General features: G+C 67.1%; 18 protein-coding genes. 13 read left to right on the forward strand and 5 right to left on the reverse strand.

The window, feature by feature from the left end:
- Positions 1-88 precede the first annotated feature (88 nt).
- On the forward strand, positions 89-1,075 hold the full coding sequence (gene dusA, locus ACO2Q5_RS20100; RefSeq protein WP_423294368.1) for a tRNA dihydrouridine(20/20a) synthase DusA: 987 nt from the start codon (positions 89-91) through the stop codon (positions 1,073-1,075).
- 232 nt (positions 1,076-1,307) lie between these two features.
- Entirely contained in the window at positions 1,308-2,126 is an 819-nt protein-coding gene (locus ACO2Q5_RS20105) for a sulfite exporter TauE/SafE family protein (RefSeq protein WP_423294370.1), read from the forward strand.
- Positions 2,127-2,306: 180 nt separating this feature from the next.
- Here ACO2Q5_RS20105 and ACO2Q5_RS20110 read toward each other — a convergent pair whose 3' ends face one another.
- From ACO2Q5_RS20110 to ccmI, 3 genes are read right to left on the reverse strand one after another with little or no spacing between them, the layout of a single operon-like run.
- Complete coding sequence (locus ACO2Q5_RS20110; RefSeq protein WP_423294372.1) at positions 2,307-2,552, reverse strand: DUF1289 domain-containing protein; 246 nt, start codon at positions 2,550-2,552, stop codon at positions 2,307-2,309.
- Positions 2,549-3,022, reverse strand: coding sequence for a Holliday junction resolvase RuvX (ruvX, locus tag ACO2Q5_RS20115; RefSeq protein WP_423294374.1), 474 nt, complete (start codon positions 3,020-3,022; stop codon positions 2,549-2,551). Before ruvX ends, ACO2Q5_RS20110 begins: the two co-directional genes overlap by 4 nt.
- Complete coding sequence (gene ccmI, locus ACO2Q5_RS20120) at positions 3,019-4,266, reverse strand: c-type cytochrome biogenesis protein CcmI (RefSeq protein WP_423294376.1); 1,248 nt, start codon at positions 4,264-4,266, stop codon at positions 3,019-3,021. The genes ruvX and ccmI overlap by 4 nt, the downstream gene beginning before the upstream one ends.
- A gap of 242 nt (positions 4,267-4,508) precedes the next feature.
- Between ccmI and ACO2Q5_RS20125 the strand changes: the two genes are divergently transcribed.
- The 7 genes from ACO2Q5_RS20125 (at position 4,509) to ACO2Q5_RS20155 (ending at position 12,046) form a co-directional block, all read left to right on the forward strand.
- The gene (locus ACO2Q5_RS20125; RefSeq protein WP_423294378.1) at positions 4,509-5,756 is read left to right on the forward strand and encodes a sarcosine oxidase subunit beta family protein; all 1,248 of its coding nucleotides are present in this window, start codon (positions 4,509-4,511) and stop codon (positions 5,754-5,756) included.
- A 217-nt stretch (positions 5,757-5,973) separates the two neighbouring features.
- The gene (locus ACO2Q5_RS20130; protein ID WP_423294380.1) at positions 5,974-6,324 is read left to right on the forward strand and encodes a hypothetical protein; all 351 of its coding nucleotides are present in this window, start codon (positions 5,974-5,976) and stop codon (positions 6,322-6,324) included.
- A gap of 87 nt (positions 6,325-6,411) precedes the next feature.
- Positions 6,412-6,735 (forward strand): sarcosine oxidase subunit delta, encoded by a 324-nt coding sequence (locus ACO2Q5_RS20135; protein WP_423294382.1) that lies wholly within the window; start codon positions 6,412-6,414, stop codon positions 6,733-6,735.
- Complete coding sequence (locus ACO2Q5_RS20140; protein WP_423294384.1) at positions 6,732-9,743, forward strand: sarcosine oxidase subunit alpha family protein; 3,012 nt, start codon at positions 6,732-6,734, stop codon at positions 9,741-9,743. Before ACO2Q5_RS20135 ends, ACO2Q5_RS20140 begins: the two co-directional genes overlap by 4 nt.
- Positions 9,736-10,287: a sarcosine oxidase subunit gamma gene (locus ACO2Q5_RS20145; protein WP_423294386.1), complete on the forward strand. Its 552-nt coding sequence runs from the start codon at positions 9,736-9,738 to the stop codon at positions 10,285-10,287. Before ACO2Q5_RS20140 ends, ACO2Q5_RS20145 begins: the two co-directional genes overlap by 8 nt.
- A gap of 225 nt (positions 10,288-10,512) precedes the next feature.
- Positions 10,513-11,115 (forward strand): superoxide dismutase, encoded by a 603-nt coding sequence (locus ACO2Q5_RS20150; RefSeq protein WP_423294388.1) that lies wholly within the window; start codon positions 10,513-10,515, stop codon positions 11,113-11,115.
- Positions 11,116-11,245: 130 nt separating this feature from the next.
- Positions 11,246-12,046 carry a hypothetical protein gene (locus ACO2Q5_RS20155; RefSeq protein ID WP_423294390.1) on the forward strand — a complete coding sequence of 267 codons (801 nt, stop codon included), beginning with the start codon at positions 11,246-11,248 and terminating at the stop codon, positions 12,044-12,046.
- A gap of 21 nt (positions 12,047-12,067) precedes the next feature.
- Here ACO2Q5_RS20155 and ACO2Q5_RS20160 read toward each other — a convergent pair whose 3' ends face one another.
- Positions 12,068-12,619: a TIGR00730 family Rossman fold protein gene (locus tag ACO2Q5_RS20160; RefSeq protein WP_423294391.1), complete on the reverse strand. Its 552-nt coding sequence runs from the start codon at positions 12,617-12,619 to the stop codon at positions 12,068-12,070.
- Positions 12,620-12,728: 109 nt separating this feature from the next.
- On the opposite strand from ACO2Q5_RS20160, the gene ACO2Q5_RS20165 reads away from it, so the two are divergent.
- A complete protein-coding gene (locus tag ACO2Q5_RS20165; protein WP_423294393.1) occupies positions 12,729-14,309 on the forward strand; it encodes a LysM peptidoglycan-binding domain-containing protein in 1,581 nt (526 codons plus the stop codon).
- Between the two features lie 39 nt (positions 14,310-14,348).
- Here the strand turns inward: ACO2Q5_RS20165 and ACO2Q5_RS20170 are convergent, their stop codons facing one another.
- Positions 14,349-14,681 (reverse strand): ArsR/SmtB family transcription factor, encoded by a 333-nt coding sequence (locus ACO2Q5_RS20170; protein WP_423294395.1) that lies wholly within the window; start codon positions 14,679-14,681, stop codon positions 14,349-14,351.
- A gap of 97 nt (positions 14,682-14,778) precedes the next feature.
- Here ACO2Q5_RS20170 and ACO2Q5_RS20175 point away from each other — a divergent pair, with 97 nt between their 5' ends.
- The 3 genes from ACO2Q5_RS20175 to ACO2Q5_RS20185 all read left to right on the forward strand — a co-directional run bounded on the left by ACO2Q5_RS20175 (position 14,779) and on the right by ACO2Q5_RS20185 (position 21,076).
- Positions 14,779-16,611: an ABCB family ABC transporter ATP-binding protein/permease gene (locus tag ACO2Q5_RS20175; RefSeq protein WP_423294396.1), complete on the forward strand. Its 1,833-nt coding sequence runs from the start codon at positions 14,779-14,781 to the stop codon at positions 16,609-16,611.
- Between the two features lie 328 nt (positions 16,612-16,939).
- Positions 16,940-20,302 (forward strand): caspase family protein, encoded by a 3,363-nt coding sequence (locus ACO2Q5_RS20180; protein WP_423294398.1) that lies wholly within the window; start codon positions 16,940-16,942, stop codon positions 20,300-20,302.
- A gap of 90 nt (positions 20,303-20,392) precedes the next feature.
- On the forward strand, positions 20,393-21,076 hold the full coding sequence (locus ACO2Q5_RS20185) for a hypothetical protein (RefSeq protein WP_423294400.1): 684 nt from the start codon (positions 20,393-20,395) through the stop codon (positions 21,074-21,076).
- Positions 21,077-21,108 lie beyond the last annotated feature (32 nt).

Here is a 21,108-nt window from a genome sequence, read left to right on the forward strand (position 1 = left end):
GGCCCCGCCGCCATCGGGCAGGGAGACATTCCCTTGCCGGGCGTTTTGCGCTAGTACCGCGCGCAACACCGCCACCGGACCCGCTGAGATGCCCGACCCCCGCCAAAACCACCGCCTCTCGGTGGCGCCAATGATGGACTGGACTGACCGTCACTGCCGGTATTTTCACCGGATGATGACGCGCCGGGCGATGCTTTATACCGAAATGGTCACTGCGCCCGCCATCGTGCACGGGCCGAAGCCGCGGCTTCTGGATTATTCGGTGGCAGAGCATCCGGTGGCGCTGCAGCTGGGCGGGTCGGACCCGGCAGAGCTGGCGGCGGCCACCCGGATCGCGGCGCCCTGGGGCTATGACGAGGTGAACCTGAACTGCGGCTGCCCCTCGGACCGGGTGCAGTCCGGATGTTTTGGCGCGGTGCTGATGAAGACGCCCGACCTTGTGGCCGATTGCCTGCGGGCGATGCAGGGTGAGACGGACGCCCCCGTGACGGTGAAATGCCGCATCGGCGTGGATGACGACGACCCCGAGGAGGTGCTGCCCCGCTTCATCGAAACCGTGGCGCGGGCCGGTGTCAGCCATATCATCATCCATGCCCGCAAGGCCTGGCTTCAGGGCTTGTCGCCCAAGGAAAACCGCGAGATTCCGCCTTTGGACCATGCGCTGGTCCTGCGGATGAAACAACGTTTTCCAGAACTTACCATCTGCCTGAACGGCGGGGTGACCACTCTTGCGCAGGCGCGGGCGCTGTTGGCGCAGGGGCTGGACGGGGTGATGATCGGCCGCGCGGCCTATCACGACCCGGCGGCCACGCTGATCGGGGCCGATGCGCTCTGGGATGAGGATCACGCGCCGGACCCCGTGCAGGTGGTGCTGGACATGCTGCCCTATGTCGAGGCGCATCTGGCGCAGGGCGGGCGGCTGCATCAGATCAGCCGCCACATGCTGGGCCTGTTCCACGGCCGCCCCGGCGCGCGCGGCTGGCGGCAGGTGCTGTCATCTGATGCCTCGCGCGAGGGGGCGGGGAAGGATACGCTGCTGCACGCGCTGGCCCGGGTGACCGAGGCCGCGGCCTGAAACGGCGGGACCTGGCGATTGCCAAACCGCCGGCAGGGCGCAGAGAGCGGATGTCGCGTTTCGCAAGGGTTTCGCCCCCGCAGAACAGGGCGGCGCGCGAACCAGTCCCGACCGGCGCGGGAACGGTCAGGCGCGGCACGGTGGCTCCGGACCGGGCGCCTGCAGGCGCATTGCCGCTGGCCCTTCGCCGCGGCTTGGGCTTTAACCGGACTGAACCTGACCGGAGGCCGCCATGGACCAGATCCTTTCCCACTTGCCGCTGCTGGCGGCGATGATCATCGTCGGCGGTGTCGCCGGTGTGGTGGGCGGTCTTCTGGGCGTGGGCGGCGGCATCGTGCTGGTGCCTGCCTTCTTCTATACGTTCAATGCGCTCGGCTATTCCGAGGGGCAGATCATGCAGGTGTGCGTGGCGACCTCGCTGGCCACGATCGTGGTCACCTCCATCCGGTCGGTCTCCTCGCACAACCGCAAGGGCTCGGTCGACTGGGCGGTGCTGAAAAGCTGGGGGCCGTGGCTGGTGATCTCGGCGGCTGTCGGGGTCTTCGTGGCGGCACGGGTGCCTTCGGCCGCGCTGCAGGCGGTGTTTGGTGTGCTGGCGGGGCTCGCCGCGCTGTGGATGGCTTTCGGCCGCGACGGCGCGAGGCTGGGCGAGGCGATGCCGGGGCAGCCCGTGCGCGCGCTGCTCGCCTCGGCCACCGGGTTCTTTTCCGCAATGATGGGAATTGGCGGCGGCACCTTCGGTGTGCCGCTGATGACGCTGTATAACATGCCGATCCACCGCGCTGTGGGGACAGCCTCGGGCTTTGGTGTGCTGATCGCCGTGCCTGCGGTGATCGGCTTCCTGTTCGTCAAAGCCGAAGGTGCGCCGCCCTATACGATCGGCGCGGTGAACCTGCCGATCTTCTTCCTCGTGATCGGCACCACGCTGCTGACCACGCCCTGGGGGGTGCGGCTTGCGCATGCGATGGACCCCAAGCCCCTGAAACGCGCCTTTGCGATCTTCCTGGCGCTGGTGGCGCTGAACATGCTGCGGAAGGTGATCTTCGGATAGCGCAGGGGGCGCTGCCCCCTGACCCCCGGGATATTTGCGCCAGTATGAATGGGCATGGATTTCATACTGGCTTAAATATCCCCGCCGGAGGCAGGCTGCCGGCGGTTGGCGCTTGCGCCAGAGCCGGCGAAAAAAGCTTGCCTCTGCGCCCTTCGCGCAGAGGCACATTATTGCAGCGGGTCAGCCCGCGCTGCTGGCGGGGCCAAGGCGGGCGGCGCGGCCGCCGCGGCGGGATTTCAGCGCCGCGCCGCGGCCTTTCAGCGTCAGCATAACGGCACGTCGCGCCTCGGGTGTCATGGCGGACCATTGGGCGATTTCGTCAAGGCTGCGCCAGCAGCCGACGCAAAGCCGCACCTCCGGGTGGATGACGCAGATCTTGACGCAGGGGCTTTCGATCTCGTCGCGTTTCCAGATCTCGTCGGTCACGGGCGTTCCATCCGCGCCAGACGGTCCAGCGCGCCTTGCAGGATATAACCCGCGGCCACCGCGTCGATCACCTCGGAGCGACGTTTCCGTGACGCATCCGCCTCCAGCAGCGCGCGTTCGGCGGCGACGGTGGACAGCCGCTCGTCCCAGAAGGTGATGGGCAGCCGCGTCAGCTTTTCCAGATTGCGGGCGAAGGCGCGGGTGGATTGCACGCGCGGGCCTTCGCTGCCGTCCATGTTCAGCGGCAGGCCGAGGACGATGCCCTTCACCTCACGCGCGGTCAGCAGCTCCAGCAGGGCGGCGGCGTCGAGGGTGAATTTCTCGCGCCGGATCACCTTGGTGGGCGTGGCCACGCTGCGGCGCAGGTCCGACAGGGCGACACCGATGGTCTTGGTGCCCAGATCCAGCCCGGCCAGCGCGCCGAACGGGGGGAGGAGAGGGGCGAGGCCGGTCAGATCTTCGCAGATCATTCGGCGATCCCCGCATCGGTGGCGGCGGCGGAAAGCGCGGCCAGATCGGCCTCCTGCCCGGCAAAGCGGGTCTGCGCCTCGGTCAGGATGGCGCGGGCCTCTTCGGTGCGGCCCAGAACGCCAAGCGCGCGGATCAGTCGGGCCCAGTCTTCGGCGGGGCCGCCTTCGGTGGCCAGCCGGTCGCCCAGCTGGGCCACCATGCCCTCGATCATCGCCTGCCGGTCCGCGGGGGCCATGTCTTCCGCGGCGGCCACATCTTCGGCTGTGGGGCCGGAGGCTGCCGCTGCCGCGGGCGGCGTATAGTTCACCCCGGCCCGGAAGGCGATCTCGGCTATATCCTCGCGCAGGGCCGGGACCCAGGGCGCATCCTGCGGCCCGTCTTCCAGAAGCGGCCGCCAGAGGGCGAAGGCCCGGTCGAAGCGGCCGTTCTGGGCGAACATCAGCCCGGCATAATAGGTGGCCAGCCCGTGGCGCGGGTCCAGTTGCAGCGCCGCCACGATGGCCGCTTCGGCCTCGGGCGAGACATAGCCGCCTGCCGCCGCCACCAGCATATCCGCCAGCATCGCATGATCGTCGGCCGTTGCTGCGCCCCCTTTCACCGCAATCAGCCGCTGTTGCGCGGCAATCGCGGCGGGGAAATTGCCAAGGGCGAATTCGTTGCGCGCCAGCAGATCCAGTCCGCGCTGGTCGGTCGCGGTGGCAGGATCGACGGCTGCACGCAGCTTGTCCATCAGCGCCGTGAATTCGGCATCGGGCGGGGGCACGGAAAGCGCCGGGGCGGTGGCTTCGGCCTCGGCCTGACCGGGGCGGTCTGCCATGCGCCGGTCGGCCTCGGCCAGACGTGCGGCCAGCGGCACATCGGGATAGCCAGGGGTGCCAAGCCGGTCATAGAGCAGCAGCGCCGCGGCACAGGCCAGAAGCACGGCCGCCAGCCCGCCGATCAGCGTGGCAGGCCGCAGCGCGCCTTTCGGGACGGAGGCCTGCCGTTTGCGGTCAGCCTCCAGCAGGCGGCGGGCGATCTCGGTCCGGAGACGCGTGGCTTCGGCTTCGGGCAGGGTGCCGCGGGCCAGATCACGCTCCACCTCGGTCAACTGATCGCGGTAGATGCGCAGGTCCTCGGTCCCCGCAGGCAGGGCCGCGCTGTCGGTCGCGCGGCGCGCGGCGCGCAGCATGGCCGCCGCCAGCCCCGCCGCGGTCAGCGCGGCCATCAGCCCCGCCGCCAGCCAGAATGCCCCGTTCTCCATGCCCGGCCCCGTCTGTCCCTGATCCAGCCCGGATGTAGTCGCTTCCGCCCGCGGCGGGAAGGGCAAGATGCCGCCGCCCGGGTTGCGGCGCCCGGTCCATTCGCCGCACCCTGCCGTCCGTGGCCCCGGGGGCATGTCGCATTTTTCCCGATTGTGCCGCCAAAGGACGTGGGCCATCCTGCGCCCCGTTCCAGAAACGAAGCTGATCCGGGCCTGCCCAAGGCCCCCGCGGAGAACCTGTGATGAAGCGCTATTCGGTCTTTGCCATCGCCCGCGAGGCGGCCCGTTACCACACCGGATGGGAGCGCGCCTGGCGCAGCCCCGCGCCCAAGGCGCATTACGACGCGATCATCGTCGGCGCGGGCGGGCACGGGCTGGCCACCGCCTATTACCTGGGCAAGAACCACGGCATCCGCAATGTGGCGATCATCGAAAAGGGCTGGCTCGGCGGGGGCAACACCGGGCGGAATACCACGATCATCCGGTCGAACTATCTGCAGGATCCCTCGGCCGCGATCTATGACAAGGCGCTGAAGCTGTATGAAAACCTGTCGCAGGACCTGAACTATAACGTGATGTTCAGCCCGCGTGGCCTTCTGATGCTGGCGCAGACCCATCATGAGGTGCGCGGCTATCTGCGCACGGTGCATGCGAACCAGCTGCAAGGCGTGGCCACCCGCTGGATCACCCCGCAGGAGGTGAAGAAGCTGGTCCCGATCATGAACATCGCCGGGCCGCGCTATCCGGTTCTGGGCGCGCTTTATCAGGAACGCGGTGGCACCGCCCGGCATGATGCCGTGGCCTGGGGCTATGCGCGGGCCTGTTCCGACATGGGCATGGATATCATCCAGAACTGCGAAGTCACTGCCGTGCGGTCGGAAAACGGCCGGGTGACCGGGGTGGAGACGACGAAGGGCGCCATCGGCTGCACCAAGCTGGGCATCGTGGTTGCGGGTCACTCCGGGCAGGTCGCGGGCATGGCGGGCTTCCGCCTGCCGGTCGAAAGTCTTGCGCTTCAAGCGCTGGTATCCGAGCCGGTGAAGCCATGCATCGACGTCGTCGTGATGGCCAACACCGTGCACGGCTACATGTCGCAATCCGACAAGGGCGAGCTGGTGATCGGCGGCGGCACCGACGGGTTCAACAACTATACGCAGCGCGGCAGCTTCCACCATATCGAGGAAACCCTGCGCGCTCTGGTCGAGACCTTCCCCATCATCAGCCGCCTGAAGATGCTGCGGCAATGGGGCGGGATCGTGGACATGACCGGCGACCGCAGCCCGATCATCTCGAAAACGCCTTTGGGGAATTGCTTCATCAACTGCGGCTGGGGCACCGGCGGGTTCAAGGCGATCCCCGGCTCAGGCTGGGCGATGGCGGAGCTGATGGCCAAGGGCGAACCGGGGCCGCTGGCCGCCGCCTTCAACATGTGGCGCTTCAAGGAAGGTCAGTTCATCGACGAATCCGTCGCCGCCGGGGTGGCGCATTGATGACCCCCCGCGCGCATCAGTCCCGCGCGCAAAGGGCCGCAACCCGGATCTCCGGGGGGCGGTTCCGTGTCGCCGTCGTCCTGCGGCGGCAAGCTGCCGGGGGGCGGGGCGGGTTTGTGCGGAACGGCGCCGGGCGGGGTTTGACCGGTCCGGCGGGCCGGAACGAAGGGCCGGGGCGCGGTGTTTCTGTGGTGTTCGCAACCACGGAGATGAACAAATGGCCTATGAACATGACCGCATCACCGGCAATGCGCAGGATTACCGCCGGGTGCCGGAAACCCGCGGTTCGGGTGCCGGGCTTCTGGCTGCCGTTCTTCTGGCAGTCGTCGTCGGCGCCGGGATCTATGCCTTCTCGTCCGGGAACGACGGCGCCGTCGCACCGGCTGACAACACCACCATCATCAACGAGCCTGCGGCGCCCGCACCTGCGGCTGACCCGGCAATCCCGGTCACGCCCGATGCCACCCTGCCGCCGGCTGATGTCCCGGCCCCCGCGCCTGACGCGGTGGAGCCTGCGGTGCCCGCTCCGGCCCCGGCTGATCCTGCGCAACCTGCGCCGGCCAACTGACACCAACACCGCCCTTCGGGGCAGACCTGACCTGCGGGCCGGGGGGCATGTCGCCTCCCGGCCTTTGCTGCATTGCGAGACCCTGCCATGCTTCTACTGACCTGTCCCCATTGCGGCGTCGCCGCCGAGGAGACCGAGCTTTCCCCGGGTGGTGAGGCGCATCTGAAACGCTTCGGCCCCGGCGCCTCGGATGAGGAGTTCGAGGCCTATATGTTCGCCCGGGAAAACCCCAAAGGCGTGCATTTCGAACGCTGGCGCCATTCCTACGGCTGCGGCAAGTGGTTCCTTGCGGCGCGCTGCACCGCCACGCTGGAGGTGTTCGGGACATACCCGGCGCAGACCTCGGAACCGCCTGCGGAACTGATTGCAAAGATCAAGGCCAAGCGGCCGGACTGGAAGGGCTGGAAATGAGCGCGCGGCTGGCACGGGGCGGGCGTCTGATCAACCGGACGGCGCCGATGGAATTCACCTTCAACGGCAAGCGGATGAAGGGGTTTGCGGGCGACACGCTCGCCTCGGCGCTGCTGGCCAATGGCCAGACGCTGGTGGGCCGGTCGTTCAAATATCACCGCCCGCGCGGCATTTTGGCCTCTGGCCCCGAAGAGCCGAATGCGCTGGTGGGTCTGGGGCAGGGCGGGCGGTATGAGCCCAACCAGCGCGTCACCACGACCGAGCTGTTCGACGGGCTGACCTGCACCAGCCAGAACCACTGGCCCAGTCTTGAGTTCGACGTGGGCGCGGTGAACAACCGGCTGGCACGCTTCCTGCCCGCCGGGTTCTATTACAAGACCTTCATCCATCCGCGCCCCGCCTGGAAACATCTGTTCGAGCCGGTGATCCGCCGCAGCGCCGGTCTGGGCAAGCCGCCGGAACAACCGGATGAGGACCGCTATGAATATGTCTATGCCCATTGCGATCTGCTGATCGTGGGGGGCGGGATCGCGGGCCTGCAGGCCGCGCAGATCGCCGCGGCTTCGGGCGCGAAGGTCATTCTGGCGGAACAGGCCGCGCATTGGGGCGGCCGCGCCCCGGTGGATGGTGAGGTGATCGACGGCAAGCCCGCGGGCGACTGGGTCGATGCGACCCTCCGCACGCTGGACGGGGCCGAGAATGTCACCGCGAAGCTGCGCTTCATGATCTCCGGCGTTTATGACCACGGCTATGTGCTGGCCGAAGAGCGTCTGGCCGACCACACCCCCGGCGACGGGCGGCCGAAAAAGCGGCTGTGGCGCATCCGCACGCAGAAGGTGCTGACCGCGACCGGCGCGCTGGAACGCCCGCTCAGCTTTGCCGGGAATGACATTCCCGGCGTCATGCTGGCGGGGGCGGTGCGCGATTTCGTGGTGAACTGGGGGATTTCTCCGGGCGACCGCACGGTTGTGGTGACCAACAACGATGACGCCTACCGCACCGCCATTGCGCTGCGCGAGACGGGGCTGGAGGTTCCGGCCATCATCGACGCGCGACCCACGGCGAATGGCGCTCTGCCCGCAAAGGCCCGTGCCATGGGGCTGCGGGTGGAAACCGGCCGCGCCATCGTGAAGGTCAAGGGCGGCAAGACGGTGACCGGTGTGCAGATCGGCCTGCAGGCGGGCGAAGGCGCCGTTCTGGATGAGATCGCCTGCGATGCCGTTGCCATGTCGGGCGGCTGGTCGCCGGTGGTGCATCTGTGGAGCCATTGCGGCGGCAAGCTGACCTGGGACCGCAAGCAGGCGATGTTCCGCCCCGATCCGGCCCGCCCGCCGCTGACCCATGACGGCTCGGCCCTGGTGATCCCGGCGGGGGCGGCCAATGGCCATCTGACCACCGCGGATACCCTGTCCGACGCGGCCGAGGCCGGGATGGATGCGGTCAAGGCCTTGGGGCTGGCGCAGAAGACCAGTCTCATCGCCCGCGCCGAAGCCGCGGATGAGGCGGCGGTGGAGCCGGTCTGGATCATGCCGCAGGGCGCAGGTCCGGCGCTGAAATCCAAGATGTGGCTGGACTTTCAGAACGACGTGAAGGTCTCGGACGTGCAGCTGGCCGCGCGCGAGGGCTATGAATCGGTCGAACATACCAAGCGTTACACCACCTTGGGCATGGCGACGGATCAGGGGAAACTGTCCAACATCAACGGTCTGGCTATTCTGGCGGGCGCACTGAACGAGGATATTCCCGCCGTCGGCACTACCACCTTCCGCCCGCCCTACACCCCCGTCACCCTTGGTGCGCTGGCGGGTGAGGCGCGGGGCGAGATCTTCCAGCCGCTGCGCCGCACGCCGATGCACGACTGGCACACCGGGCAGGGCGCCTATATGGAACCCGTGGGCCTGTGGCAGCGCCCCTATACCTACCCCCGCGCCGGTGAGACGCATGAACAGGCCGTCCGGCGTGAGGTTCTGAACACCCGCAGCAATGTGGGGCTTCTGGATGCCTCGACCCTTGGCAAGATCCTTGTGAAGGGGCCGGATGCGGGCCGGTTCCTCGACATGCTCTACACCAACATGATGAGCACCTTGCCCGTGGGCAAATGCCGCTATGGCCTGATGTGCAGCGAGCAGGGCTTTCTGATGGATGACGGCGTGGTCGTGCGCCTGTCCGAGGACAGCTGGCTGTGCCACACCACCAGCGGAGGGGCGGACCGCATCCATGCGTGGATGGAAGACTGGCTGCAATGCGAATGGTGGGATTGGCAGGTCTACACCGCCAACCTGACCGAGGAATATGCGCAGGTGGCCGTGGTCGGCCCAAAGGCGCGGGTTCTGCTGGAACGGCTGGGCGGGATGGATGTCTCGAAAGAGGCGCTGCCCTTCATGACCTATGCCGAGGGCATGCTTGGCGGCTTCCCGGTGCGGGCCTTCCGCATCTCCTTCTCGGGCGAGCTTTCCTATGAAATCGCCGTGCCCGCGAGCCATGGCCGCGCCTTCTGGGACGCCTGCCTTGAGGCGGGCGAGGGGCTGGGCCTGATGCCCTACGGGACCGAGGGGCTGCACGTGTTGCGGGCCGAAAAGGGCTTCATCATGATCGGCGACGAAACCGACGGCACGGTGATCCCGCAGGACCTGAATCTGGACTGGGCGATTTCCAAGAAAAAGGCGGATTATCTGGGCAAACGCGGGCAGCAGCGCAGCCACCTGTCCAGCCCCGACCGCTGGAAGCTGGTGGGGTTCGAAGCGGTAGATGGCGCCGTCATCCCGGACGGCGCCTATGTCATCGCGGCCGGGTCGAACGACAACGGCCAGAGGAACACCCAAGGGCGCATCACCTCGACCTATTTCTCGCCCACTCTGGGGCGGGGCATTGCCATGGGCCTGCTGCTGAACGGCCCGGCGCGGATGGGCGAAGAGGTGGAGTTCACCCGGATTGAAGGCGGCACCCTGCGGGCGCGGGTGGTGAACCCGGTGTTCGTGGACCCGGAAGGAGCGAAACAGAATGTCTGATCCCGTCTCTGCGCTGGCGGGCGCCAGCTTTCCGGGCTTTGCCACCATCCGCGAGATCGGCCCTCTGGGCATGATCACGCTCCGCGCGAAACCCGGCACGCCGGGGCTGGAGGCCGCGGTCCGCGCGGTCACCGGCACCGGTCTGCCGCCGCAGCGCGGCATCGTCACCGCGGGCAACCATGCCTGCGGCTGGATGAGCCCGGACGAATACCTGCTGATCCTGCCCTATGCAGGCGTCACCGCGGCGCTGGCTGCGCTGGCGCAGGGCCTTGCCGGGCAGCACCATCTGGCGGCCGATGTCTCCGACGCGCGGGCGGTCTTCCGCATCGAGGGGCTGAAGGCCGATCAGGTGCTGCGCAAACTGACGCCTGCCGATCTGGACAGGATGGAGGCGGGGGAACTTCGCCGTTCGCGTCTGGCGCAGGTGGCCGCGGCCTTCTGGGCGGCGGACGGGGGCTATACCGTGGTCTGCTTCCGTTCGGTCGCGGGCTATGTCATGGGGCTTCTGTCCCACGCCGCCACGCCGGGCGCCGAACTGGGCTGACCCCGGCTGACCCGGCGGGCCGCAGGGCACCGGCGACAGGGACTGCGAAAAAGACGGCAGGCGCGGGGAACCGGCCTGCCGTCTTTTGCGTTTCCTCTCCCTGAAAGGGTGGCGTGCCGCCGGTTCGGTGTGCCGCTGCACAGGCCTTTGGGCTGCAAGCGCACTTGACCTTCCCGGCCGATCCGCCCTTACTCCGCCCAACTGCCATCCGAACAGGAGAGACCCATGGCCTTCACCCTTCCCGACCTGCCCTATGCCCATGACGCGCTGGCGCCGCTGGGCATGTCGAAAGAGACGCTGGAATACCACCACGACCTGCACCACAAGGCCTATGTCGACAACGGCAACAAGCTGATCGCCGGGACCGAGTGGGAAACGAAGTCTCTGGAAGACATCGTCAAAGGCACCTATCAGGCCGGCGCGGTTGCCCAGAACGGCATCTTCAACAATGCTTCGCAGCACTGGAACCACAATCTGTTCTGGGAAGTGATGGGCCCGGGCGAAGACAAGAAGATTCCCGGCGCGCTGGAAAAGGCGCTGACCGAAAGCTTCGGCTCGGTCGCCAAGTTCAAGGAAGATTTCGCCGCCGCCGGTGCGGGCCAGTTCGGCTCGGGCTGGGCCTGGCTGGTGAAGGACAAGGACGGCGCGCTGAAGGTGACGAAGACCGAGAACGGCGTGAACCCGCTGTGCTTCGGCCAGACTGCACTGCTGGGCTGCGACGTGTGGGAGCATTCCTACTACATCGACTTCCGCAACAAGCGCCCGGCCTATCTGACCAACTTCCTGGAAAAGCTGGTGAACTGGGAAGCGGTCGCGGCCAAGCTGTAAGGCGCGCCTTCCCGCGCGAAGGCAGCCGCCAGATATCAGAAATAAAGGGCGGGGCTCTGTCCCGCCCTTTTTATTCCCGGCAAGGCGAAACTGCCCTAGGATGCCGGTGCAAGTCTGCCGGGGCAAGGGCATGGTGCAGAGCTCTTATTTTGGACTGATCGAACCGCACGCCCCGCTATTGGTTCAGCCGGCCGACGATCAGGCGCTTTTCAAGATCATGGCGATTGATGATTTTGAACGGTCGCTGGCTGGCGCCTATCTCTTTTTCAAGCGGGTCGACACCTATCAGGATGACGAGAACGACGGCGCGCTATCACCGGTCGACCGGGATATGGCGCGTCAGGGCTATTTTGAGAAAGCGCCGCACCGCACTTTGGACGATTATTACTCAGATAGCCGCCGTCGGACCTATGCCTGCTGCTTCAGCAAAGAAAACAGCCGGTACATCTGGGAGAACTATGGCGGCTCAGGAGGCCCTGAGACAAAGGTTGCCGTCTGCACGACATTCGGAACTTTGCGGCGCCTTGTGAACGAATCCGTGGCGCGGCAACTTGCTTCAGAGGTGGAGTGGGTTTGCCATCTGTCCGTGAACTATGGCTGTGTCTGGTATACCGACTGGCAGACCGATCGTTTGACAGACGGGACCCATCCGAACCCGATCCTTGCCACGTTTCATAAGGATCGAGTCAGGTTCCAGCATGAGCAAGAACTTCGGATCGCGCTGTCGGCATTCGGCATGGGACAGCTGCAAGGCCGAGATGGAAGCCCGTTCACGCCCCCGGATCATCTGTGCTATCCGTTTGATCTGAAATCGGCATTGGAGCGTGGGGATTTCACACTGCTTCTGGATAGCCGCGAGGCCTTTCCCCGGTTGGCGTCCATCGCGGCCGCAGTCGGGCTGCGAATAGCCGCAGCGCCTGACCTGCCGTAGCGCGACGGGCTTGATCCTTTGTCACGCCAGCGCCGCCGCCAGTGCCCCGGTCAGCGTCTCGACATCCGGCACGGTGGCGTAAAGGCTGTTCAGCTCTGCCGGCGCAAAACCTTCGGCGATGATGTGGTTCATCAGGCCGACCAGCGGCTGCCAGTAGCCATCGACGTCCAGCAGGAAGATCGGTTTGCGGTGCAGGCCGATCTGCGCCCAGGTGACCACCTCGAAGAACTCGTCCAGGGAACCCGCGCCGCCGGGAAGCACGACGATCGCGTCCGAGTTCATGAACATGACCTTCTTCCGCTCGTGCATATCCTCGGTCACGACGAAGGTGGTCAGGTCGCGCTTGCCCTTTTCCAGCCCCAGAAGATGGACGGGAATCACGCCAAGCGCGGGGGCGCCGGCGGATTGGGCGGCACGGGCGACCTCTCCCATCAGGCCGACATCGCCCGCGCCATAGACCAGCCGCCAGCCCTGTGCGGCGATGGCGGTACCGAAGGCGCGCGCGGCGGTTGCATGGGCGGGATTGGTGCCGGGGCGCGAGCCGCAGAAGACGCAGATCGAAGGGCGGGTCATGGGTCGTCCTGAAATTTCCGTTGCCTTGGCCCGTGATATCGGGGTTCCTATGCCAAACCAAGCCGGGAGCGGTGAAAGCCGCAACCCGGTGGCGACAAGGGGATGGAAGATGCTGAACTGGGGGGCGATGAGCGGGGCGGCGCGCGGCGCGGTGGCGGCCGGGGGGGCGGTTGTTGTCGCCGTGGCCGGAGGGGTGCTGTGGTCGCTGCGCCCGGCGCCTCCGCCGGTGACGCCCGCTGCTCTGGTCGAGGTGCCTGCCGCGCCGGAGGGGGCTGCGCCGGTTGCGCCCGAAACGGCAGCGCCCGACGAGACTGCCGCGCCCGAGGCGGCGGCTGCCCCTGCGGCGCCTGCCGAAGTCGCGCCGCCTGAAATCCTGACATGGGCGGTGACTGCTGACGGCTCTGCCACCATCGCAGGAATCGCGGCGCCGGGGGCATTGGTGCGGATTCTGCTGGACGGGGTGCCGGTGGCGGAGACCCGCGCCACGCCGGGCGGGGAGTTTGCGGTGGTCACCCTGCTGCAACCGAACCCCGATCCCAGCCTGTTGACGCTGGTCATGGTGCCGGAGGACGGGGCCGAAGTGCCGTCCGCGCAAAGTGTGGCCCTTGGGCCGATTGCGGGGCCAGAGCCGGTGGCTGTGGCCGAAGTTGAGCCGGAGCCCGGACCGGCGCCGGGGGGCGAGGCGGAGACGGGGCCGGAAGACACGGACGTTGCGGCGGCGGAGCCCGTGCCCGCACCGCCCGCCGCGGTGATGGTGACCGATGAGGGCGCCGTTGTCTTGCAGGAGGCGGAGCCGGAAATTGCGGCCGCGACGGCCGAGATTGCGCCGGTGACGGTGGAGACCATCACCTACACGCCCGCAGGCGCGGTGCAGCTGGGCGGGCGCGGCCAGCCGGAGGCTGCGCTGCGGATCTATCTGGACAATGCCCCGGCGGGTGAGCTGACGGTGCCTGCAACCGGCCTGTGGCTGGTGACGCTGGGCGATACGGCGCCCGGGCTTTACACGCTGCGGGTGGATCAGCTGGATGCCGCGGGGAAAGTGACGGCGCGGTTTGAAACGCCGTTCCGCCGTGAGACGCCGGAGGCGCTGGCCGCCGCGGCGGCACCCGAGCCCGAGCCTGTGCCTGAGCCCAGGCCGGAGCCTGTTGCTGCGGCTCCGGCGGAACCTGCCCCGGCCCCGGACGTCGCGGCAAAGACGGTCAGCCCGGAACCCGTGTCCGCAGCGGAAAGCGCCGCGGCCCCCGATGCGCCGGTCGCCCCTGCAGAACCCGCCCCCGCAGCGCCAGCGGGGGGGCAGCCGGATCCGGCGAAGACAGCGGCGGCAGAGCCAACTGCGGTTCCGGTGACGCCGGAAGTTGCGCCGACCGCAGCCATGCCCGAACCCGCCCCCGCAACTGCCCCCGAACCGGCGGCGCTGGCCGAACCGTCGCCTCCGGTGGCCGTCCCCGCAGTTCCGGCGGCCGAAACCGCGCCCCAACCGGCGCAAGTTGTCGCCGTGCCAGAGCCGCCCGCACCGCCGAGGCCGGTGACGATCACCGTGCAGCCGGGCCATACGCTCTGGGCGATTGCAAAGGGTGAGCTGGGCGAAGGTGTGCTTTATGTGCAGGTTTTTGAGGCGAACCGCGACAAGATTCGCGATCCGAACCTGATCTATCCGGGGCAGGTCTTCACCATCCCGGGTGGCGGCTGATCAGCTGCGCCTAAGGTCGCTGCACGGCCGGGGGCGGGGCTATTCCGCCGCCGGACGGTTGCGGGTGCAGCAGGCGATCACTTCGGGGTTTTCCTGACAGCAATCGTTCAGGAGATAAGAGATCGTGCCGCCCAGCCCCCGCGGATCCACCGCATAGAACACATTGCGTGCCACCCGGCGCGAGCCGATGAGGCCCGCTCCCTCCATCTGCGACAGGTGAAAGGACAGGCGTGACGCCGAAAGGCCAAGGCTGCGCGCAATCTCTCCCGCCGCCATGCCTTCGGGGCCGGCGGGATACAGAAGACGCAGCAGATCCAGCCGGTCGGCATGGGCCAGTGCGGAAAGGGCGGCGAGGGCTTGCGTCCGGTCCATCGTTCAACTATTCATGAACTCTTGAAATGAATAGCCGCGTGCGCCCGGATGTCAACCCGAAGGTTGCAGGGCCCGCCGCCACAGCCGGACCCTTCCCATGCGCCGATCCGCCCAGACAAAGCCCGCCAGCCCCGAGCATAATTCGACCGGATGGCAGACGATTTCCCGCGTGCTGCCCTATCTCTGGCCGCCGGGCCAGCCTTGGGTCAAGCGGCGGGTGGTGATGGCGATGGCGCTGCTGGTGCTGGCCAAGATCGTCTCGATCGCCACGCCCTATCTCTACAAGCTGGCGGTGGACACGCTGTCGGGCGAGGCGGGTTCCGACCCGGCCTATACGCTGATGCTGGGGGCGGTCGGGCTGACAGTGGCCTATGGCATGGCGCGGCTTGGCGCGGTTGCCTTCGGCGAATTGCGCGATGCGGTCTTTGTCCGGGTGGGCCAGCGCGCCCTGCGGCGGCTGGCGCTGGAGACCTTCGGGCATATCCACCGCCTCTCGCTGCGCTATCATATCACCCGCAAGACCGGCGGGCTGAGCCGGATCATCGAGCGCGGGGTCAAGGGCGTCGATTTCCTGCTGCGCTTCATGCTGTTCTCCATCGGGCCGCTGATCATCGAGCTGACGCTGGTCACGGTGATCTTTGCCGTGGTCTTCGGCTGGCTTTACGCCGTGGTCGTGGCAGGGACGATTGCCGTCTATGTCTGGTTCACCTTCAAGGTGACCGAATGGCGCGTGCAGATCCGGCGCGAGATGAACGATCAGGACACCGATGCCAACCAGAAGGCGATCGACAGCCTGCTGAACTATGAAACGGTCAAGTATTTCAACGCCGAGGCCCGCGAAGAGGCGCGTTATGACCGGGCAATGGAACGCTATGAGGCGGCGGCGGTGAAGACCGGCCTGTCGCTCAGCTTTCTGAACATCGGCCAGACCTTCCTGATCACCGCCGGTCTGGTGGGGGTCATGGTGCTGGCCGCGCGCGGCGTGCAGGCCGGGCAGCTGACGGTGGGCGATTTCGTCATGGTCAACGCCTATATGATGCAGATCACCATGCCGCTGGGATTCCTTGGCACGGTCTATCGCGAAATCCGGCAGGCTTTGGTGGATATGGGCCAGATGTTCGGCCTGTTGTCGCAACCGGCCGAAATCCGCGATGCCGAAGGCGCGCCCGCGCTGGCGGTAAAAGGCGGCGAGATCGTCTTTGATGATGTGCGTTTCGCTTATGACCCCGAGCGCGAGATCCTGAAGGGCGTCAGCTTCCGCGTGGGGCCGGGCCAGCGTCTGGCGCTGGTCGGCCATTCCGGATCGGGGAAATCCACCATCGGGCGGCTCTTGTTCCGGTTCTACGATGTGACGGGCGGCGCCATCCGCATCGACGGGCAGGACATCCGGCAGGTGACGCAGGGCAGCCTGCATGCCGCCATCGGCGTGGTGCCGCAGGACACCGTTCTGTTCAACGACACGATCCGCTACAACATCGCCTATGGCCACGACCATGCGACCGAGGCCGAGGTGGTCGCGGCTGCGAAAGCGGCGAAGATCCATGATTTCATCATCAGCCTGCCCGAAGGCTATGACACGATGGTGGGCGAACGCGGGCTGAAGCTGTCCGGCGGCGAGAAGCAGCGGGTCGGCATCGCGCGCACCCTGCTGAAGAACCCGCCGATCCTGATTCTGGATGAGGCGACCTCAGCCTTGGACACCCAGACCGAACGGTCGATCCAGGAGTCCTTGCGCGAGATGGGCGAGGGCCGCAGCGTCATCACCATAGCGCACCGCCTGTCCACCATTTCGGATGCCGACCATATTCTGGTGATGGAGGCGGGCCGGGTGATCGAGGCGGGCTCGCATGAGGATCTCTTGGCACAGCGCGGGCGCTATGCCGCGATGTGGGCGCAGCAGGTGGCCGAGGAAGAGCAGGAGGCCGCCTGATCCCGGTATGCCCCGCCGGAACCGCCGGGGGCTTCGCGCCCCCGGACCCCCGCGGGATATTTGCACAAAGTGGAATGGGGGGCCGGTCCGAAAGCGCGGTTGCGCGCGCGGCGGCGGGCCTGTGGCCGTTCTGTCCCGCGGCGGGGTATGTCTCCGGCGGGGATATTTCTGAACAGATGAGATGGCAGGGTCCGGATGCGGCGGACAATGCAGGTTGCGTGGCGTGGCGCGGCCGGGATAGGTTTTTCCGCACCCCGGGCGGGGCATATTTCCTTTGACCCTGCGCGTCGGGGCGGCCATTTTGGGGCTGTCTTCAGGGTAGGGGGCGATGCTCCGCCGCGTTGTCTTTGCAGGTCTTTTCATTCTGGGCTGCGCCGGTCAGGCGGCGGCCGAACGGCGCGTGGCGCTGGTGCTGTCGGTCGAGGATTACCAGCACCTGCGCCCGCTCGGGAATCCCGAGAATGACGGCCGCGCGATGGAGGACCTGCTGGAGGGGCTGGGCTTTGAGGTCTGGACCGAATCCGACCGCGATCTGCGCCGGATGCGCCGTGCGCTGGAGGATTTCCGCGAGGATGCCGCAGGCGCCGATGTGGCGCTGATTTTCTATGCCGGGCACGGGGTGGCGGTGGACGGGGTGAATTACCTGCTGCCCACCGACACCGAAGCCACCTCGTCCGAGCGGCTGAAAGAGACGGCATTGCCGCTGGAAGAACTGCATGCCCTGCTGGATGAGGTGTCGGGTGCCGGCATCCTGTTGCTGGACGCCTGCCGGGACGATCCTTTCGCGCAAGGCGCGGGGGCGTCCCCGGACGGGCGCGGCGCGGCGGCCCTGTCCGACGACCCGCCGGAGCGGCCGAAGCCGGTGCCGGGCCTCGGGCGGCTCGGGAATTCCGATGGTGTGGTCTATCTTTTCGCCGCGGCGCCGGGGGCGACCGCCTCGGATGGCGATGGCAAGAATTCGCCCTTCACCGATGCGCTGATCCGCTATCTGGGCACGCCGGGGGAGGAGCTGAAGACCGCGCTGACCCGGGTGCAGATGGATGTCTATGACCGGTCGCGCGGCAAGCAGAACCCCTATATGGAAAGCGGCCTGCCGGGGCTGATCTACATTTCCGGCCAGACCGGCCGGACCGAGGATGAGCGGGGCCAGCTTCTGACCGCGATGGCGGGGCTGACGCCCGACCTGATGGCCGAGGTCGAGACGGTGGCCGCCCAGAATGATATGCCGTTGGCCCCGCTTTATGCGGCGCTGATTTCGGCCGATCTGGCGAAACTGTCCACGGAGGAGCGGCAGCGCAAGCTGGAAGAAGCGGCCTTGTCCTATGCCACCTTCCAGAGCGAGTTGATGAAGTTTGCTTCTGACGACCCGCGGGTGCCGGAACTGCGGGCGCAGGCGCAGGAGCAGTTCGATCTGGGCGCGACCGAGGCGGCGTTCAAGCTGCTGGATCAGGCGATCGAGATCGACCGTTCGTCGCGGCTGGGGATCAAGGAGAACTATCTTCAGCGGGCTTTGTCCGAAGCGTCGTCCCATGTGCTGCGCGCGAACGTCGCGCGGGCCGATCTGCGCTATGACGAGGCGATCGGCAGCTTCGCGCAGGCGGCCGAGCTTTATGCCGAAGTGCAGGGCCAGCTGCCCGACCGCGAGGCGAAGATGGCATATGTCACCGCGCTGGAATCCCTCGGCACCTTGCAGCAGCTGGCGGGAAACAGCTTTGGCGCGCTTGGGGCGCACAAGACGCGGGCCGATTATCTGCTGGAACTGGCCAGGGCCGAGCCCACCGACATCGGCTGGACGCGGGAGCTGGTCTATGCGCTGATGGCGGTCGGCGGCGTGTTGCAGCAGCAGGGGTTCCTGCCCGATGCCGAGCAATCCTATCAGGATGCGCTGGACTTCAGCCAATGGCAGTCCGACCGGCTGCCCGACGATCTGGACCTGATGTATGACCGGGTTCTGGCGCAGCGCAATCTGGGCGATGTCCGGTTCGCGCAGGCGGATTATCCCGGTGCGCTGACGGCCTATGGCGCGGCGCTGGATCTGGCGGACCTGTTGCTGAACCTGTCGCCCGACACGGTGATCTATCTGCGCGCTGTCGCCTCCACCCATGAGCGTATCGGCGATGTGCAGGTGCAGCTGAACGATTTGCGGGCGGCGCGCGAATCCTATGACGTGTCCTTGCAGGTGGCGCAGGGGCTGGCCAACCGTTTTCCCGACGATCAGGACATGCGGCGCGACCTGTCGGTTGCGCTGGAACGTCTGGGCGACATGATGATGCGCGAAGGTGATCACGACTCGGCGCTGGCCATCTATATGGAGGCGCTGCGCATCCGGGACGAGCTGCTGGCGCTGGACCCGACCAATACCCCGCGCAAGCGTGACCGGGCGGTGACGCTGGAAAAGATCGGGGACATCTATGTCGCCATGGGCGATGTGATCACCGGGCTGATGTCGCATTCCGAGGCGCTTTCGATCCGCGAGGATCTGACGGCGCTGGACCCGCAGAATGCCGAATGGCTGCGCGACATGTCCGTCAGCCTGGAGCGGATCGGCGATGTGCTGTTCGATCAGGGCGACTACATGTCCGCGCGCGAGGCGTTCGAGAAAAGCTATGACGTGCGCGACCAGATCGTGGCGCTGGACCCGTCATCCCTGCCGCGGCAGCGCGATCTGGGGGTGGCGCTGGAAAAGCTGGCGGTGACGGCGGACAAATCCGGCGAGCTGGATCTTGCGCTGGCGCTTTATACCGAAACGCTGACGCTGCGGCGGACGCTGGTGGCGACCGATCCGGCGGTGCAGCTTTACCGCCGCGATCTGGTCAGCGTCCTGCGCAACATGGCCGATCTCTACCGCCGTCAGGCGGATTACCCCGCCGAACAGGCGGCCAATGCCGAGGTGGTGACGCTTCTGGAGGCGATTGCCGCCGAAAGCCCGCAGGACGAGGGCGCACTGCGCGAACTTCTGACGGCGCGCAATCTTCAGGTGGAGATTCTGGTTGCTGCGGGGGATGGGGCCGGCGCGGTGACAGCCGGGCAGGCGGCACTTGCCCTGTCCGAGCGGCTTTTGCAGCTGCGCCCGGGTGATGCGGCCTATCTGACGGACCGGGTGGTGGCCGCGAACCGTCTGGGCGATGCGCAGCGCGCGGCCGAGGATTTGCCCGGGGCGCTGGCCAGCTACCGGATCATGGCGGATGTGGCCTATGTCCTGTCCTCGGGCGATGCGTGGAACACCGGCCGTGCCAAGGATTATGCGCTGGCGCTGGAACGGATCGGCGATGTGCTGACCCGGATGGAGGAATTCGACGCCGCCCGGGTCGAGCTGCAGCAGGCCGTGGATCTGCGGACCTGGATCGCGGGGCAGCTGCCGGGCGGCCTGCCCGAGCAGAGGGAACTGGCCATCACGCTGCAGATTCTGGCCGATACATGGTATTACCAGCAGGACCTGCCCCCCGGCGCCCCGCATGAGGAAAAGGCGCTTGGCATCATGCGCTGGCTTTACCAGCAGAATCCCGGCGATGTGCAGGCCACCATCGACCTTGTGACCGCACTGGACCGGATGGCCAGCTATCAGTCAGAGCCCGCACCGCTGTTCGAAGAGGCGCTGGCGCTGCTGGAGGGGCTGGAAGCGACGGGCCGTCTGCCCAGCGACACCTACCTTGAATGGATGGCGAACTATCGCAAGGCGTTGGGACGTTAGGGCAGGTCAGGCTTGCCCGTCCTTGCGCGGGGCTTGGCAATCGCGCGGGATTCCCTGTAAGACGGGGAAAACGGCAGGAAGGCCAAAGGCGTGAGCAATTCCGAAAGCTTTATCCAGGAAGTGACCGAAGAGGTCCGCCGCGACCGTCTCTATGGCGCGTTCCGCAGATACGGCTGGATCGGCGTCGTGGTGATCCTTGGCATCGTCGGCGGCACCGCTTTTGTCGAATGGCAGAAGATCACCGGCGCCAGCCGGGCGCAGTCTTTCGGGGATGCCCTGATCGAGGCCTTTGACAGCGGCACACCGGCAGAGCGCCGCGCCGCGCTGGAATCGGTTTCGGCCGATGGCACGCAGCGCGCGGTTCTGGAAATGCTCATCGGCTCGGACCCGGCCGAGGACAAGGCCGCGACTTTGGCCGCAATGGACCGGGTGATCGCCGATACCGCATTGCCTGCGGAATGGCGCGATCTGGCGGTGCTGAAGAAGGTCATTGTCGCAGGCACCGACCTGCCGCTGGCCGACCGCCGTGCCGCGCTGGAAGGGATTGCCGTCACCGGCCGCCCCTATCGCGCGCTGGCGTCCGAACAGCTGGCCTATCTCCTGCTGGAAGAAGGCAAGACGGATGAGGCCATCGCCACGCTTGCCGCGCTGACCTCGGCGCAGGATGCGACCTCGGGGCTGCGCACCCGGGCGGGGCAGGTTGTGACGGCGCTTGGCGGTGCTCCGGCTGCGGCCGTGGCCGAACCGGCGGCACCGGCAGAGACGGATGGCTGACCTGCGGGCGCAGGGCAGACAGCAGGCGGGGC

The organism is Neotabrizicola sp. VNH66 (assembly GCF_049445895.1).
In the GTDB taxonomy this organism is placed as follows: domain Bacteria; phylum Pseudomonadota; class Alphaproteobacteria; order Rhodobacterales; family Rhodobacteraceae; genus Pseudogemmobacter.